This window comes from Asticcacaulis sp. MM231 (assembly GCF_964186625.1).
In the GTDB taxonomy this organism is placed as follows: Bacteria; Pseudomonadota; Alphaproteobacteria; order Caulobacterales; family Caulobacteraceae; genus Asticcacaulis.
Map to the genome: position 1 here is coordinate 2,425,413 of NZ_OZ075108.1, position 16,614 is coordinate 2,442,026.

The window sequence follows — 16,614 nt, forward strand, 5'->3', positions numbered from 1 at the left end:
CTTATGACGAACATCATCTCCCCGCGCACCGGCGCCGCCTTCCGCCTCAACAAGGGCCAAAGACTGCGCGTGATTGATCCGCAGGGCGAACAGGTTTCCGACATGCTGGCCTTCAATGCCGCTGATACGGATGAGGTGATCTCGTCGGGGCGCACACTCGACTACGCGTCCAAGCTTTTCCTGACCACCGGCGATCCGCTCTATTCCAATCGCAGCAACATCATGCTGCGGATTATAGAGGATAGGGTCGGTCGCCATGATTTCCTTTTGACGCCGTGCTCGAAGGATACCTTCCGCATCATCTATGGCGATAAGCACCCGCATCACGGCTGTTTTGGCAACCTGTCGCACGCTCTGGAGCCTTACGGCATCAAGCCAGACCAGATTCCGGTCGCCTTCAACATCTTCATGAACGTGCAGGTCAATGGCGAAAACGGTGCGCTTACGGTCGATCCGCCGCTCAGCAAGGCGGGCGATCATATTCTTTTTGAGGCCGATATGGACCTGATCGTGGCGCTGACCGCCTGCTCGGCCTTGCAGTCGAACAACTACGCCTTCAAGCCTATTCATTATGCCGTGGAGGGTTAAGCGGCCGCAAAAGGGCGCTTTCCCCTACCGCAGGGGCAAAAAAATCCCTTAGAAAAAAGACAATTCATACGATTTTGAGGGTTTACCTGTAACAATTCGGCTATACCTTGCTGTAATATGGCAAGTCAGATTGCTGTGCCGTAACGGGAGCCCAAAACGTATGCGCCTAGTCGCCAATATCAAGCGTGATTTCGTCTTCCTGAAGCGCCTGATACGTATCCTGCGCCGCATCAAGAGCGTCAATCCGGATTCACACAATCTGGTCTGCGACGATTTCGAAGCCGCGGCCACGAAGTTCCCCACCAATACCGCCATCACCTTTGAGGGCAAGTCGCTCACCTATCAGCAGCTTGATACCATGGCCAACCGCTACGCCCACTGGGGGCGTCAGCGTGGCCTCAAGCCCGGCGATACGGTGGCCCTGTTCTTGCCCAATCGGCTCGATTACCTGGCCATCTGGATCGGTCTCAACAAGATCGGCGTCGTCAGCGCGCTGATCAACAATTCACTCACCGGCCCCGGTCTGGCGCATTGCATCAATATCTCCGTGGCCAGCCTGACCATTGTAGATCAGACGACCCGCACCTGTTTCCAGGAGATCGAGAGCCAGGTTGAACGTCATCAGGCGCTATGGGTGCTTGATCTGGCGCGCGACGATGAAAGCGAAAACTGCCGCAGTCTTGATGCGGCGCTCAAGGGCGTGTCGAGCGTGCGTCCTGATCGTGAGTTCCGCAGCAGCCTGACCGCCCATTCGGTCGCGCTCTATATCTACACCTCAGGCACGACGGGCCTGCCAAAAGCGGCCAAGATTTCCAACGCCCGCGCCCAGCTCTATATGAAGGCCTTCGCCGGTCTGACCAGCATGAAGCCGGACGATAAGCTTTACTGCGTGCTCCCGCTTTATCATTCGACCGGCGGCCTTTGCGCCATCGGCGCGGCCCTGCTCAATGGCGCCGGTCTGGTTCTCAAGCGCAAGTTCTCGGCCAGCCAGTTCTGGAGTGATGTGCGTAGCCAGGGGATCACCCACATCGTCTATATCGGCGAACTGTGCCGTTACCTGACCAACTCTCCGCCGGCGCCAAATCCGGATGACGAAACCAAGCACAAGGTGCGTATGGTCTTCGGTAACGGCATGCGCCCGGAAGTCTGGGATCATTTCAAGGCGCGCTTCCGCATCAAGGACGTGCTCGAATTCTACGGCTCGACCGAAGGCAATGTGTCGCTGTTCAATCTCGACGGCCATTCTGGCGCCATCGCCCGCGTGCCCAAGTTCCTCAAGAAGAGCTTCAACGTGCGGCTGGTGCGCTTTGATGTCGAGAGCGAGATGCCGGATCGGCAGTCGAACGGTCTGTGCTACGAATGCAAGCCGGGTGAGATCGGCGAGGCCATCGGCCAGATCGCCGGCGATGCCCGCCATGCGTTCTCGGGCTATGCCGACAAGGCGGCGTCGCAGAAGAAGATACTGACCGACGTCTTCAAGAAGGGCGACCAGTGGTTCCGCACCGGCGACCTGATGAAGCAGGACAAGGCCGGCTATCTCTATTTCATCGACCGCATCGGCGACACCTTCCGCTGGAAGGGTGAAAACGTCTCGACCTCGGAAGTGGCCGAATACAGCGCCGCCGCGCCGGGTGTCGAGGAAGCCATCATCTATGGCGTCGTGGTGCCCAATCAGGACGGTAAGGCCGGCATGGCCTCGCTGATCACCCGCGAAGGCTTCGACCTGAAGACGTTCAAGGACTTCGTCGACAGCAAGCTCCCGACCTGGGCGCGTCCGAAGTTTATCCGGTTGCTGCACGATGCCGAAACGACGGGTACATTCAAGTACAAGAAGATGGACCTGATCAAGGTGGGCTACGACATCACACTGACGACCGATCCGATCTACGTCTGTATCGGCGAGGATTTCGTGCCGCTGACGGCTGAGATTTTAGCCGATATCGCCGCCGACAAGATCCGGTTCTAAGTCCCGCCTCGCCACCGACCAGACACAAGAATACCCGCAGAGCGATCTGCGGGTATTCTTGTTTTACCAACGGCGGGGATAGTCCGCTGGGAGGCGGCGAAACGAAGTTCGGCTTAGCCAAAAGAGTTAGCTTGCGAGCACCGGAGCGGAGCGTACTTAAGTACGTGAGCACCGGAGCGAAGCAAGATGACGCTTTGCAGCCCCTCCCGGTAGGACTTGCCTAGTACTTGACGCGGAGGGTAACACCATAGGTCTTCGGCGCACCCAAGAAGGCGTCATAGGTATTGGTATCGAGCGACTGGTTATAATAGGTGCCGTCCGCCTGAACCGTCGACTGGAAGCCCGAGCCTTGCAGCGGCGCATTGATGACCACCTGCTTGTAGGACACATCCGTCAGGTTCTGGCCCCAAATTTCGACAGTCCAGGCCCGGTCGGCCGCACCCAACGCCAGACGGGCGTTGACGAGCGTATAGCTGTCCTGCGCCTTGAACGGCAGCAAATCGGAACCGGTATTGTAGTCCGAGGTGTACTTGGCTGTCAGATTGGCCGAGGTGCGGATCTTGCCGAAGGTATGGCCCCAGGTGATCGCCCCTGAGGAGGTCCACTTCGGTGCAAACGATACCTGAGCGCCTGGCAGCAGGGACAGGCCGGGGAAATGCGTCGGATTGTCGAGATCGGCCGCGGTGAAATCGCCATACTTGGTGTCGGCGTAGGAGATACCCCCCTGGAAGCTCAGGCCCGCGATCGGCGTGCGCCAGTAAACATCGGCGTCGAAGCCCTGCGATTTCAGATCGGGGATCGATTCGACCACAAAGGCCGTGCCGAGGAAGGTGTTGAGCTGGAAGTTCTGATACTGCTGGTCGAAGGCGGTGATATTGAGCGCCAGGGCGCCATCGAACAGGGCCGTTTTTAGACCCAGTTCATAGGAATCGACCGTTTCAGGATCGAACCACAGATTGGTATCTGGCGTGATGCCGGTCTGGGCGCGATCGAGGTTAAAGCCGCCGGCCTTGTAGCCACGGGCATAGGAGCCATAGAGCATGACATCATCGGTGACATGCCAGGCCGCCTTGAGCGTGCCGGACAGATCGCCGTCGGACTGGCTGTCGGCGACGTTGCGGTTGTTAAAGGCCGGGTTGGCCCAGAAGGGACAGAGCGCGCCGACTAAAGTGCTGGCCTTGCCGGTGGCGATGGCCCCGACCCAGTAAGGATTGGCACCGGCCAGAACCGCCGCCGTGGTGTTGCCGCCCTTGGCCGCCAGAAGGGCCGCCGCCTGACCGTATTTCTGCACGCCGGTGCCGCAACCGACGCCATTATCGCTGTTGGTATAGAGCGCGGTCATGCTCTTCTTTTCGTGGGTGTAGCGCAGGCCCATGGTCAGTTCGAGGGCGTTGTTCACCTTCCAAGAGTTGTTGGTGAAGAAAGCATAGCTTTCATCCGACTGGGTGTAGTGGTCGCGCGCCTGCTCACCCGCCTTGAAGTTGGTGCCGTAAGCACGACCGGTCAGCTTGGAGACGAAGGCCGGGTCCGTGCCGCTGGAAAGCAGCAGGCCGATATAGGGCTCATAGGACGAACCATAAACGTAGGAGTTAGCGCGGGTCAGGTCTTCCTTGACGTAGAAGCCGCCGACCAGCCAGTTCAGGTGCTCGGTGGAACCGGCCAGACGGACTTCCTGCGAGAAGGTCTTGAAGCGGGCGTTGAAGTCGCCGTTGTCCTTGCGGTAGAGAATGTCGGCGCCGGTATAGTCGAGATCCTGACCGTTGGTGGCCTTCCAGTCACGGATGCCGGTGACGGTGGTCAGGGTCGAATCCCACAGGCCATTGAGTTTGAAGTTGCCTTCGACCGAAACGCCGCCGTCGCGCACCACCTGATGGGTGTCGCGGTTGGAATAGGCCAAGCGCGCTGCCGGATCGGCCGTGGTGGCTAGGCCATGATTCGCGCTCAGGGCCTGAATGATGGCGCCGGTCGGACCGGTGCGGGTCTGGGCGGCGACGCAGCAATATTCATCGCGGTGACTGAAATCACCAATGACGCGGATTTCAGCGTCGGCGCTCGGAGTAAACAGCAACTGGCCACGCGCCGTGGTGAAGTCCTGATCCTGATCGGATTTGAGCGTGCGCGGGCCAACGCCGGTATCGACATCGGTGTAACCGTCATGCGAGCGCTTGGCGATATAGAGGCGACCTGCGACCAGATCCTGAACGATCGGGCCGGTCACAGAGGCGGAATAGCCCTGCGCGCCGTAATTGCCAAAGGTGGCCTCGCCTTCTGCGCCGAAGGTGAAGGACGGCTTCTTGGTGATGATGTTGATGACGCCGGCGGAGGTGTTCTTGCCGAATAGCGTGCCTTGCGGGCCTTTCAGGACTTCGATGCGTTCCATTTCGCCGAGATCGCCAAAGCCCACGCCGTTACGCGGACGGTAGACACCATCGACCACCACCCCCACCGAGGATTCCAAGCCGGGGTTATCACCGACCGTGCCGACGCCGCGAATGCGGGCCGTGGTCAGGGTTTCGTTCTGGGTCGAGGTTACGGTCAGGCCAGGTGTCAGGATCTGCATATCCTTGATGTCGCGGACACCGGCGTCCTGCAGCAGCTTGGCCGACAGGGTGGTGACAACGATCGGCACATCCTGCAGGCGCTGCTCGCGCTTTTGCGCCGTCACGATAACGGTGGTTGAGTCTTCGGAGGCGACGGGAGCGGCGTCAGGTGTGGCGTCCTGAGCCAGGGCTGCAACCGGCGCGGTGGCAAGCAGGGCGACGCTTGTCAACAGGGCGGCCTTGGCGACACCCATCATGAGAGGGCGGCCTTTAAGTAAATGAATGGCGCTTTGCATTTCTTTCCCTTAGGTAAATTTCATCTCTGCTTGGATATTTTATTATTTGTAGTTTCGGTAAACAGTGCCCGCTTTTTACGGGTCGTTGTTTACTTCCTCAATGTAACACATGACGTTAACGGAAACAAACGACGATTGATTTAACACCGCAGCGCACACATTACCTAAGGTAAACACGCCTCTATATGCTTAAAAATATACAAACAAAGACTTTCCCATTATTTAAATCCCTTTTAAATCTTGGCTCACACGGCGAGACGCGTATCGTTACGCGATTGCTGCAACTGCACGCAATGATCGTGTTGACCTTGGGACAGCCTGTGATTTTACCGCTACCAAGGCGCGTTTTTCGATCTTCCCTGGCTTTATAAAGGCCGAAAACAGCCTCATTACCAGGCGAATGCCGCATAAAAGACACACCCATCACAGCCAATACCCTAGCCCTTCCACGGAAAGACATGCTATTTTGCGCTGCAAAGGGCGGCAGGCGGGGCGAAACACGATAAATCGCCCCTCAGAATCGCCGCACGCCTCACGGAAAGCATCCCCATGAAACCTGTCTGCCTGGCCCTCCTGCTGCTCGCCATCAGCGCCGCAAGCCCCGCTTTTTCAGCTCAGGCGCCTGAGCCAGCCCCACCGCTGGTGGGTGGCTTTCAGAGAACCGATATCACCGACAAGGCTATCAGGGCGGCGGCGGATTTCGCTATCAGCGCGGCCCCTACAAAAATGACTTCTGAAACAGATTGTCAGCGCCCGACAGCAGGTGGTGGCCGGCATGAACTATAGCCTGTGCCTGCGCGTCACAACGCCAAAGTTCGGCCTGTTCAAGCGCGGTCATCTTGTCGCCGCCAAGGTGTTTCAGAGTCTCGATGGGGGCTATCAACTGACGTCCTGGCAGGATGTGAAAACCTGTGACTAACCCCTACCGCCCTGCGCCCCTGCTCCAGCGCAGCACGCTGCCCCTTCACGATACCGTCAGTGCCGCCGATTTCCCGCAGACGATCCTGCGCTATCGCAACGACCGTGCGGCGCAGTCGATTGGTCTGGACGATCTGAGTAACAGCGCTTGGATCGAGCATTTCGGCCGCTTTGCTCCCCTGCCCGATAATCAGCCAGCGCCCTTGGCGCTGCGTTACCACGGCCACCAGTTTCGCCACTACAATCCCGATCTCGGCGATGGCCGCGGCTTTCTGTTCGCGCAAATGTATGACGATCAGGACCGCCTGCTCGATCTCGGAACCAAGGGCACGGGCAAGACGCCGTGGTCACGCGGCGGCGACGGCAAGCTGACCCTGAAAGGTGGGGTGCGCGAGGTTCTGGCCACTGCCCTGCTGGAAGCACTCGGTGTACCGACCAGCAAGACCTTTTCGCTGATTGAAACCGGCGAGTATCTGGTGCGCGGTGACGAGCCCTCGCCGACACGCTCCTCGGTCATGGTACGCTTGAGCCACAGCCATATCCGCTTCGGCACCTTCGAGCGGCTGGCCTATCTCAATGATGCCGAGACGATGCGAGATCTGATCGCCTTTATTGAAGACAACTACTACCCCGTGCCCACAAGCAGCGAAGCGGTAGCGCAAGACAAAATGTCCGATGCTGCGGCCGTGTTCGATGCCGTGGTTTCCGCCTCGGCGAAACTGGCGGCGCGCTGGATGGCCGCCGGCTTCGTCCACGGCGTGCTCAATACCGACAATATGAACATCACCGGCGAGAGCTTCGATTATGGCCCTTACCGCTTTCTGCCGGCCTACGATCCGGCCTTCACCGCCGCCTATTTCGACCATACCGGCCTTTACGCCTATGGCCGCCAGCCCGATGCTGTGCTGTGGAACCTGGGCCAGCTTGGCCGCTGCCTGACCCTGATCACAGCGCCCGAGCCCTTGATAGAGAGTTTCAACGCCTTCCACGAACGTTACGAGCACGAGTTGGGCCTGGCCATCTGCGACCGCCTAAACCTTATTGCGCAAGCCGATAATGCGCTGCTGGTGAAAGCCGTCTATGCCCTGCTATCGGATCTACGTGCTGAGGGCAGTTTCGAGGGTTTGTTCTATGACTGGTTTGGCGGTGTGCTGAGCGAAAACCGCGCCATGACGGGCCCGCGCAGAGATCATTATGCTGGCCCGTCCTTCACGGCGTTCCACGAAGTTTTGCAAACCTACGAAACCGCCTCGCCCGAAAAGCTTGAGCATCCGCGTTTTACGCAAAGCGATCCGGAAACCCTGCTGATCGATGAGATCGAGACCCTATGGGCGCAGATCGCGATGGAAAACGACTGGTCGTTGTTCGAGGCCAAGCTTGCGTTGATTGAGACCTATCGTCAGGCGTTAGGACTTCAATGACCTTGCCACAACTGCGGGTGAGCCTCGATATAATTTGTTAAAGCTGTCGCCAACGCGCGATGACCTGCGAGGCTTGGATGATAATCGCAGCCTGCGTTTTCTAGTTCCGTCGCAATGGGCACAAATCCAACCGAGTTGATACCAATACGGCGCGCCTCATCTGTTAACGAAGACTGCCAGGCGAGCACCGCATCAAGCGCCTTCTGATCCTTTATCCGGCTTATGTTAGTTCCCCACATGAGAAAAGCCGCCTGGGGATAGCGCCGATGCAATTCCACGGCGAACGAACGGAAAGCCTTCGCATAATCAGCATTCAGAGCCTTTTGATTTTTCCATGCCTCTCCATCAGTCAGCGGTTTGGCATAATCTGCGTTAAGCTTGACCATGATAATCTGAGGATGCCAGCCGTCACCTTCATAAGGCGCGATCTTATCGAGCAGACTGAAAGGATAAACCTTTGACATCGCATAGTCCGGGGCGAAACCACCGTAGTTGCGGATCAGACCGCGCCCCGAAATAGCGTTGATCTGATAATCGGCGTTAAAATGCTTGGCCGTAAGCGCGGCAAAGCCCTGCTGTGTATCCGTCGTCAGGCGGACTTTCTCACTCGTACATATTTGGCTCGCAGAACGATTGCCGTAGCCGGTCATTGAGGAATCGCCAATGAATTCGATCTGCCGCGCCCGGGCTTTCACCGAAAGCGCCTTTTCATCGGCCGGAATATAGAAGCCACCGAAAGTAGCCGCATGATCGATACTTTCTGTGACTTTTTCCAACCGCACCTGATGAACACCCGGAGGCAAATCGCTGACTTCAAATTGACTGTCTCCCGGCTGCGCAATAGTCACTAGTGGCAGATCGTCAATCAACAAACGATATTCATTCCATGTGTCTTTGAAGGACAGATAAACTCTTTGACCTTCAAAACGGCTTTCAAAATAGATTCCAGGCCATTGATGCTCATAGACCACGCGCCCGTCCGACGTGGCATGACGTACAACGCGTCCGCCGACATGGATATTCGCCACCGCGCTGTCCGCCGGCACTCCCTCAATCGGTTTGACAATTTGTGCCTGCGCCTTGCAGCTCAATATCATCAGACAACACGCAACAGCCGCCGGATACCGCATAAACCCCTCCCGCTTTTGGCGAGATGTTAAATCACAGGTAGTATGATCGCAAGTGTTTTACAGTCAGCCCTATCTCACCCAGAAGGCCAGCGCTTACAGCACCGAGCAGTTGGTGAGTTGGCTGAAATGCTCCAGCGCCGAAGCGCCGACCACGCTGGTGCCGAAACGGTCGAGTTCGGGCGACCAGACGGCGACGGCGGCCTGTCCGGGCACTACCGCCACGATGCCACCGCCGACGCCGCTTTTCGCCGGCAGCCCAACGCGATAGGCGAACGAGCCAACCGAATCGTAGATGCCGCAGGTCAGCAGAAGCGCATTGAGCCGGCGGTTGAGGCGTTCGTGGAAGACAGTTTCCTCGACGATCGGCGAGAAGCCTTTGGCAGCCAGAGGCAGGGCCGCGCGCGCCAGTTGGCGACAGGTGATGGTGACGGCGCATTGCCGGCAATAGGCCTCCATCACCGCATCGACCGGATGGGTGATGGTGCCGAAACCACGCATCAGATTGGTGATAGCGCGGTTCTTGTGGCCCGTCTCTAATTCAGAGGCCGCCACGGCTTCATCTATGGTCAGCGGGGCGTTGGCCAGCATCCCCATGAAGTCGCGCACGAAGGCATCGGGCGATTTGACGACATCGAGCAGGATATCGGTAACGGCCAGCGCGCCCGGATTGATAAAGGGATTGCGCGGAATGCCTTCCTCCTGCTCAAGCTGCGACAGGTAGTTGAAAGGCGTTCCCGAAGGCTCCTTGCCGACGCGGGTCCACACCTCGTCGCCGATGGCGTTAAGCGCCAGACCGAGCGAGAACAGCTTGGTGATGCTCTGGGCCGAAAACGGCTCGTCGGCATCGCCGATGACGCTTTCCTCGCCTTTGATCGTGCAGATCGCCATGCCGAACTTCGTCGGATCGACGCCGGCCAGTTGCGGGATATAGCTCGCCGTCCGTCCCTTGCCGAAGTGCGGCCGAACCAGAACAGCGACCTCGGCCAGCACGTCATCAAGAGAGGCGGTATGTTTCAAGACTTTGCACTGCCAGACGTTTTGTCATCGAGCGTGGTGACGAAGGCCAGCGTATCGAAAACCAGACGGGTGATGTCGGCAATGACCTGATCGCGGCCGGCATCATCGAGCGTGCCGCCCGTGGTGTAGATCGACAGGAACACCGGGTCCTTGCCGGGCAGCCATATGACGCCAACATCATTGGTGGCGTTGTTGGCGCCGCTGCCGGTCTTGTGGCCCAGCACCGCACCGGCGGGAAGACCAGCGGGAATGCGGCCCTTGCCGGTGGTGGTCGCCACCATCCAGTCCTTGAGCCGTTTAAGGCTTTCGGGCTTGAGAAGAGGACCGGTGAAGACCGTGCGCAACAGATTGCTCATGGCCTCCGGCGTGGTGGTGTCGCGTTCATCCCCGTCGATATTGGTATTGAGCGACGGCTCGTTACGATCGAAGCGCGTGATGCTGTCACCAAGGCCGCGCACGTAGGCGGTCAGACCGGCCGGTCCGCCGATCAGCGGCAACAGCAAGTTGGCCGCCGTGTTGTCGCTGAGCGCCACCGCCGCCGAACACAGGTCGCCGATGGTCATTGCGCCCTTGGCGACGTGCATTTTGGTTACCGGGGCATAATCGAGCAGGTCTTTCGCGCCATATTTGACCGCCTGCGCCACCTTGAGCTTGCCCTGATCGACCTGCTGGAGGATGGCGGCTGCCAGCACCCATTTGAAGGTCGAGCACATGGCGAAGCGCTCGGTCGACTGGATGCTCAAAGACCCATTGGCTTCAGAATTGGCCGTAGAACTTCCGGTCAACGCGGAAACGCCAACGCGGCCACCATGGCGCTTCTGGATCTCGATCATGCGCTGGGCGAAACCAAGCGCCTGCGTCACCTTTTCCGAACAGGCGGCAAGCGGCAAGACGGCCGCCGCCGCACCGCCGATCAGGATGCCACGACGCGACAGCACGCTATTTCGCACCTGGCGCGGTATACTTGTCCATCCAGTCAAAGACCGTCTTGTGCCACTTCATCGAATTCTGCGGCTTGAGGACCCAGTGGTTTTCATCGGGGAAGCGCAGGAAGGCCAATTCAATGCCCTGACGCTGGAGCGCGGTGAAGGTGGCGATGCCCTGCCCCGGCACGACGCGGTAATCCTTGTCGGAGTGGATGACCAGTTGCGGCACCGACCAGTCCTTGGCGTGAAGCGCGGGATTGAAAGCGTCCATCTTGGCCATCTTGTCGTAAGGCGCGCCGCCGTTTTCCCACTCTGAGAACCACAGTTCCTCGGTTTCCTCGGCCATGGTGCGGGTGTCAAAGATGCCGTCATGCTCGACGAGACACTTCCATCCTTTAGTTCCTTGGGGCTGCTTCCAGTTGCCGGCGATCCAGTTGATCATATAGCCGCCGTAAGACGCACCGAGCGCGCAGGCGCGATTGCCGTCGAGGAACTTGTACTTATCCAGCGCGAAGGCCCAGCCCTTTTGCAGGTCTTCGAGCGGACGATCACCCCAGTGTTCGGAAATGGCGTCAGTGAAGGCCTGACCGTAGCCGGTGGAGCCGTGGAAATCGATCATCACCACCGCATAGCCGGCGCCGGCATAGGTTTCCGGGTTCCAGCGATAGGACCAGCCGTCGCCGAATGAGCCCTGCGGCCCGCCATGGACCAGGAAAGCAACAGGATAGGTCTGGCCCTCGACATAGCCCGCCGGCTTCACGACATAGCCGTGGACCTCTTCGTTGTTCCAGCCCTTGAAGCTGAACTGCTCATAAGCTCCCGTAGTCAGGGTATCGAGCACGCTGTTGAAACGGGTCAGATTGGTGGCGCCATCATCGAGGACAGCGGCACCGGCCTTGGCCTGATAGAAGGTCGACGGGCGCTTCAGGCTGTCCTGCAGGAAGACGAAGCCGCGCGGCGTCTCGGCATAGGCGTTCGTGTGACCGCCCTTGGTCAGCGGCGTCACCTTGCCGGTTTTCACGTCGACGCGGAAAAGGATGTGCTTGCCGACGTCATCGGCATCGACCAGCAGGCTCTTGCCGTCCTGGCTCCACTGGATGCCGGCGACCGAGCGATCCCAGCCGGGCGCCAGAGCCGTGGTCTTGCCGTTCTCATCCTTCAGCATGATGCCGAAACGGTCAGCTTCGAAACCGGGGCGCTTCATGGCGACATAGGCCAAAGTCTTGCCATCGGGCGACAGACGCGGGCTACCGTCCCAGGCGGGATTATCCTTGGTGTGGTTGGCAATCGCGCCGCCGGTCAGGGGCACGGAATAGATGTCGAAATTGGTGCTCCATGGCTCGGTCTTGCCGGCCTCGCGGGCGGAGAACCAGACGGTCTTCGAGTCGGGCGAGATGGTGTAGTCGGCCTCATCGCCGAACGGCATGGAGGGCACATCGCCATCATAGCCGTCGGTCAGGGCTATGGGGGAAGCGCCGTCGAGCGGAACATAGAACAGGTGGTTGCGCGTGCCATCGGCCCAGGTGTCCCAGTGGCGGACGAACAGCTTGGTGTAGACCTCCCCGCTCGACTTGTCGGCCTTGCGCGCGTCCTGCTTCTGGACGGTGCAGGAGATTTCATTGCCCTTGCATTCGGGGAAAACGGCCAGCGAGAGCACAAGCCCCTTGCCGTCAGGCGTCACCTGATAGGCGCCGACATCGAGCGGCAGGCGGGTGACCTGAACGGCCTTGGCGCCGGTGATATCGGTCTTCCACACCTGAGTGGAACCGCCCTCACCGCGCGACGACAGGAAGTAGATCGACTTGCCATCGGGGCTCCATTGCGCGTTAGACGCGCCGCCTTCGGAAATGGCCAGCTTGACCTCAGGCGTGGCCGGCTGGCTCAGATCCTTGAGCCAGAGCGAACTGACGCCCTTGTTCTTGTCCATGTCGGTGGCGCGGATATTGAGCACGGCGTACCGGCCGCTGCTGTCGACCTTGAAGCCGTTTATACGATCGAGCTTGACCATATCGCTGTAGGTGAAGGGGGCTGCATTCGCCGCACCGCAGAGAGCGGCCAGCGAAACCGAGCCGGCCAGAAGGACGGCGGTGATTTTGGAAGAAAAGAACATGGACCAACCTGTGTCAGGTGTTACGATTGGTACGTTTAAAGCCCCCTTTGCCGGGCTTGTCGAGCGCCGAGCGAAAAAGATGGCCAAATTTTCACGCCAATTATAGAGACAAAAGTGAGTTTTGCGGCGATCGTTTTACTGAAATACGCTCAAGGCCTGTTCGATATCCGCAATCAGGTCGTCCGGGTCTTCCAGACCGGCGTAAAAGCGCACGGCCGAGCCTTGCAGATAGGGATCGGGCTCATCGCTGAGACGCGCACGGCCACGGATCTGCGGCTCAGAATTGGTGGCCAGGCTCTCATAACCGCCCCAGCTAAAGCCAAGCCCAAACAGCTTGAGTTTGTTGAGGAACGCCTGTGACTGCCTGTCGCCATCGCCCTTGAAGAGTGCCATGAACAGGCCGTTGGCGGCGGTGAAGTCGCGCTTGAAGATATCATGGCCGGGATGGCTTTCCAGCGCCGGATGGACAACCTTCAGCACCTCCGGACGGCCTTCCAGCCATTTGGCGATCTTGAGCGCGCTATCGCCGCTTTGCTTGATGCGCAAATGCAGGGAGCGGATGCCACGCGACGCCAGATAGCTTTCGTCGGCCGAGGTAAAGAAGCCCCAGGCCTTGATCGTGTCTTGCAACACCTGGCCGAGCTTCGGATCTGTGACCGACACCGAACCGATCAGCACGTCGGAATGGCCGCCGACATACTTGGTCAGCGCCTGCATGGAAAGATCGACATCATGCGCCAGCGGCTTGAAGAGAATACCACCGCCATAGGTGTTGTCGCACAGGGTCAGGATGCCGCGCGCCTTGGCAAGCTTGGCGATGCCGGGAATGTCCTGAATATCGAAGGTCAGCGACCCAGGGCTTTCGACATAGATCATCTTCGTGTGCGGCGTGACGAGCGCCAGCACCTCTTCCGGCGACAGGCGCGGCTCATAATAGCGCGTGATGACGCCAAAGCGCTTCATCTGGGTATCAAGGAAGCGGCGCACGGGGCGATAGCAGGAATTGACGACCAGAATCTCATCACCCGCCGCGAGGAAGGCAAACATCGGCAGGGTCAGCGCCGCCAGACCTGACGGCAGTATAAACGCCTCCTGCGCGCCTTCGAGTTCGGCGATCAGGCGGCAGAGTTCGTTCTGGGTGGAGAGACCATCGGTGCCATAGGTCGGCTTGACGTCGTCATTATAGAGCATCTCAGCGTTTTCAAACAGCACGGTCGAACCGCGCTCCACCGCCGTATTGACCGCGCGTCGCGAGTTCTGGCGGCCCAACGTGGCGCTGGTCAGGCGGGTGGTCTCTTTAGGGGCTTTCGTCATATCAGGCACTCGAAAAGGCGGGAGAGTATACGATCCCTTCAACCCCGAAACGCTGCCCCGCGCAAGCCATAAGAACTGAGGATACCGGTCAGCGGGGCTGAACATCAAAAACCCCCGCAGATCGCTCTGCGGGGGGTATGTCTTTTAAGCGGCTTTCTCGGACTTGTCCTTGCCGAAGCGACCGTAGAAGGTTTCACCCTTCGCGGCCATTTCACGCAGCAGCTTCGGCGGAGCGAAACGCTCGCCGTAGAGCTTGGTCATGCGGTCCAGTTCCTCAACGAACTTCGCCGTGCCGATGGCGTCGATCAGTGACACGATCCCGCCCGACCACGGCGCGAAGCCCCAGCCGAGGATCGAACCGACATCGGCCTCACGCGGATCGGTGATGACACCCTCCTCGAAGCAGCGCGCAGCCGTGACCGCCTGCGTATAGAGCAGGCGCTTCTTCAGTTCCTCGACCTGAGCCGGATCGGCCTCGGCCACGGTCACCGGGAACATGTCCTTGGCGCCCTGCCACAGGGTCTTGTTGCCGCCGGCCGCAGGGTAATCGTAGAAACCCTTGCCGTTCTTGCGACCCAGGCGTCCATCGGCGACCATCTGGGCCACTTCCTTTTCGCCGGGGATCGGCTGGTAGGCGTCGCCCATGGCCTTGGCGGTCTCAGAGGTGATCTTGGTCAGCAGATCGAGCGCCACATCGTCCATCATTTCCAGCGGACCGCGCGGCATACCGGTCATGCGGCCGACATTGTCGATCAGCGCCGGGGCGACGCCTTCCGACCACATGATCATGCCTTCGGCGGTGAACGGGATGAAGCAGCGGTTGGCGAAGAAGAAGCGCGAGTCGTTGACCACCACCGGCGTCTTCTTGATCTTGAGCGCGAAATCGATGGCCTTGGCCACCGTGGCGTCCGAGGTCTTTTCGCCGCGGATGATCTCGACCAGCATCATCTTGTCGACCGGTGAGAAGAAGTGGATGCCGATATAGTTGTCCGGCTTCGATGAGGCGGTGGCCAGCAGGGTGATGGGGATGGTCGAGGTGTTGGTGCCGAAGATCGCGCTGTCGGCCTTGGCTCTGGCATAGAGCGTGGCCTCGGCCTGCTTGGTGACCTGTTCCTTGAGGTCGGTGTTTTCAAACACGGCTTCCACCGCCAGATCGGAGCCGGTGATGGCGGCGTAATCCGGCGTAGCGGTGATGAGGTCGAGCAGGCCTTGCGCCTTCTCTTGTGTCATCTTGCCGCGCGAAACGGCCTTCTTCACCAGATCCTCGCAGTGCGCCTTGCCCTTGTCGGCGGAGGCCTGATCGCGGTCAAGCAGGATGGTTTTGATGCCGGCCAGGGCGCTGACATAGGCGATGCCCGCCCCCATCATGCCGGCGCCGATAACGGCCACCTGACCGAACTCGGTCTTCGGCACGCCTGCGGGACGGCCGGAACCCTTGCCGATCTGCTGCATCGAGAAGAAGAAGGTGCGGATCATCGCCTTGGCCTGCGGCGTGGCCAGGGTCTTCGAGAAGAAGCGCGTCTCGATCCGGATGGCGGTATCGAACGGCACCTGCAGGCCTTCATAGACCGAGTGCATCAGGTTGATGACGGCGGGATAATTGCCATAGGATTGCTTGCGCAGCAGGGCATTGCCCATGATGAAGACCTGCGCGCCGGCCGGATGGTAAGGGCCACCACCGGGAATCTTGTAGTCCTTCTTGTCCCAGCGCGCGACCGGATCGCCTTTTGTCTTGATCCAGGTCTTGGCGGTTTCGACCACCTTGTCGTCATCGACCACTTCATCGACGACACCGGCGGCCAGCGCCTCGGCCGGCTTGAAGCTCTTGCCTTCCGACATGGCCATGAGCGCAGCCTGTGCACCGATCAGACGTGGCAGACGTTGCGAACCACCACCGCCGGGGAAGAGGCCGATCTTGATTTCGGGCAGGCCGACCTGTGTCTTCGGGCTATTGGACAGCACGCGGTAATGACAGGCGAGCGCCACTTCGAGACCGCCGCCAAGCGCCAGGCCGTTGATGGCGATGGCCACGGGCTTGCCGCAGGTTTCCAGCAGGCGATAGACGCGGTTCATTTCAAAGGCGCCGTCAAAGCCGGCCTTCAGTTTTGATTGCTCGTCCTGAGCGCCGCCTTCAGCTTCCCAGGCGCCGGAAAGCATTTCTTCGAGATCAGCGCCGGCGCAGAAGCCCGTGGTCTTGCCCGAGGTGATGACCACGCCCTTGATTTCGGCTTCATTCTTGGCGCGCAGGGCAATCTGCTCCAGATCGGCCAGGGCGCCCTTGGTGAAGGTGTTCATCGTCTTGCCCGGCACGTCGAACGTGGCCAGCAGGATGCCATCGGCGTCGAGATCGGTTTTGAAATTTTCCATATTTTATCTCCCTATCTCTGT

General features: G+C 59.5%; 11 protein-coding genes. 4 read left to right on the forward strand and 7 right to left on the reverse strand.

Annotated elements, in window-relative coordinates:
* The first annotated feature begins 3 nt into the window (after positions 1 to 3).
* Both ABQ278_RS11885 and ABQ278_RS11890 read left to right on the forward strand, forming a co-directional pair.
* On the forward strand, positions 4 to 588 hold the full coding sequence (locus ABQ278_RS11885) for an urea carboxylase-associated family protein (protein ID WP_349319779.1): 585 nt from the start codon (positions 4 to 6) through the stop codon (positions 586 to 588).
* Positions 589 to 748: 160 nt separating this feature from the next.
* Positions 749 to 2,554 carry a long-chain-acyl-CoA synthetase gene (locus tag ABQ278_RS11890; protein ID WP_349319780.1) on the forward strand — a complete coding sequence of 602 codons (1,806 nt, stop codon included), beginning with the start codon at positions 749 to 751 and terminating at the stop codon, positions 2,552 to 2,554.
* 220 nt (positions 2,555 to 2,774) lie between these two features.
* Here ABQ278_RS11890 and ABQ278_RS11895 read toward each other — a convergent pair whose 3' ends face one another.
* Complete coding sequence (locus ABQ278_RS11895; protein WP_349319781.1) at positions 2,775 to 5,351, reverse strand: TonB-dependent receptor; 2,577 nt, start codon at positions 5,349 to 5,351, stop codon at positions 2,775 to 2,777.
* An 814-nt stretch (positions 5,352 to 6,165) separates the two neighbouring features.
* Between ABQ278_RS11895 and ABQ278_RS11900 the strand changes: the two genes are divergently transcribed.
* Positions 6,166 to 6,309, forward strand: a complete 144-nt coding sequence (locus ABQ278_RS11900) for a hypothetical protein (protein WP_349319782.1) — start codon at positions 6,166 to 6,168, stop codon at positions 6,307 to 6,309.
* On the forward strand, positions 6,302 to 7,729 hold the full coding sequence (locus ABQ278_RS11905) for a protein adenylyltransferase SelO family protein (protein ID WP_349319783.1): 1,428 nt from the start codon (positions 6,302 to 6,304) through the stop codon (positions 7,727 to 7,729). The genes ABQ278_RS11900 and ABQ278_RS11905 overlap by 8 nt, the downstream gene beginning before the upstream one ends.
* On the opposite strand, the gene ABQ278_RS11910 is transcribed toward ABQ278_RS11905, so the two are convergent.
* The 6 genes from ABQ278_RS11910 to ABQ278_RS11935 form a co-directional block, all read right to left on the reverse strand.
* Complete coding sequence (locus tag ABQ278_RS11910; RefSeq protein ID WP_349319784.1) at positions 7,723 to 8,859, reverse strand: lipolytic enzyme, G-D-S-L; 1,137 nt, start codon at positions 8,857 to 8,859, stop codon at positions 7,723 to 7,725. The genes ABQ278_RS11905 and ABQ278_RS11910 overlap by 7 nt on opposite strands.
* Positions 8,860 to 8,952: 93 nt before the next feature.
* Positions 8,953 to 9,876, reverse strand: coding sequence for a glutaminase (locus ABQ278_RS11915; protein ID WP_349319785.1), 924 nt, complete (start codon positions 9,874 to 9,876; stop codon positions 8,953 to 8,955).
* The gene (gene bla, locus ABQ278_RS11920; RefSeq protein WP_349319786.1) at positions 9,873 to 10,814 is read right to left on the reverse strand and encodes a class A beta-lactamase; all 942 of its coding nucleotides are present in this window, start codon (positions 10,812 to 10,814) and stop codon (positions 9,873 to 9,875) included. The genes ABQ278_RS11915 and bla overlap by 4 nt, the downstream gene beginning before the upstream one ends.
* Before the next feature lies 1 nt (position 10,815).
* On the reverse strand, positions 10,816 to 12,912 hold the full coding sequence (locus ABQ278_RS11925; RefSeq protein WP_349319787.1) for a S9 family peptidase: 2,097 nt from the start codon (positions 12,910 to 12,912) through the stop codon (positions 10,816 to 10,818).
* A gap of 135 nt (positions 12,913 to 13,047) precedes the next feature.
* Positions 13,048 to 14,226, reverse strand: coding sequence for a cystathionine beta-lyase (gene metC, locus ABQ278_RS11930; protein WP_349319788.1), 1,179 nt, complete (start codon positions 14,224 to 14,226; stop codon positions 13,048 to 13,050).
* Positions 14,227 to 14,370: 144 nt separating this feature from the next.
* Positions 14,371 to 16,593, reverse strand: a complete 2,223-nt coding sequence (locus ABQ278_RS11935) for a 3-hydroxyacyl-CoA dehydrogenase NAD-binding domain-containing protein (RefSeq protein WP_349319789.1) — start codon at positions 16,591 to 16,593, stop codon at positions 14,371 to 14,373.
* Between the last annotated feature and the right edge of the window lie 21 nt (positions 16,594 to 16,614).

What these genes read in the sequence shown, in the direction of transcription:
- ABQ278_RS11885 (WP_349319779.1), top strand. Translation starts at nt 4, where the DNA reads ATGACGAACATCATCTCCCCGCGCACCGGCGCCGCCTTCCGCCTCAAC.
- ABQ278_RS11890 (WP_349319780.1), top strand. Translation starts at nt 749, where the DNA reads ATGCGCCTAGTCGCCAATATCAAGCGTGATTTCGTCTTCCTGAAGCGC.
- ABQ278_RS11895 (WP_349319781.1), bottom strand. Translation starts at nt 5,351, where the DNA reads ATGATGGGTGTCGCCAAGGCCGCCCTGTTGACAAGCGTCGCCCTGCTT.
- ABQ278_RS11900 (WP_349319782.1), top strand. Translation starts at nt 6,166, where the DNA reads ATGAACTATAGCCTGTGCCTGCGCGTCACAACGCCAAAGTTCGGCCTG.
- ABQ278_RS11910 (WP_349319784.1), bottom strand. Translation starts at nt 8,859, where the DNA reads ATGCGGTATCCGGCGGCTGTTGCGTGTTGTCTGATGATATTGAGCTGC.
- ABQ278_RS11925 (WP_349319787.1), bottom strand. Translation starts at nt 12,912, where the DNA reads ATGTTCTTTTCTTCCAAAATCACCGCCGTCCTTCTGGCCGGCTCGGTT.
- metC (WP_349319788.1), bottom strand. Translation starts at nt 14,226, where the DNA reads ATGACGAAAGCCCCTAAAGAGACCACCCGCCTGACCAGCGCCACGTTG.
- ABQ278_RS11935 (WP_349319789.1), bottom strand. Translation starts at nt 16,593, where the DNA reads ATGGAAAATTTCAAAACCGATCTCGACGCCGATGGCATCCTGCTGGCC.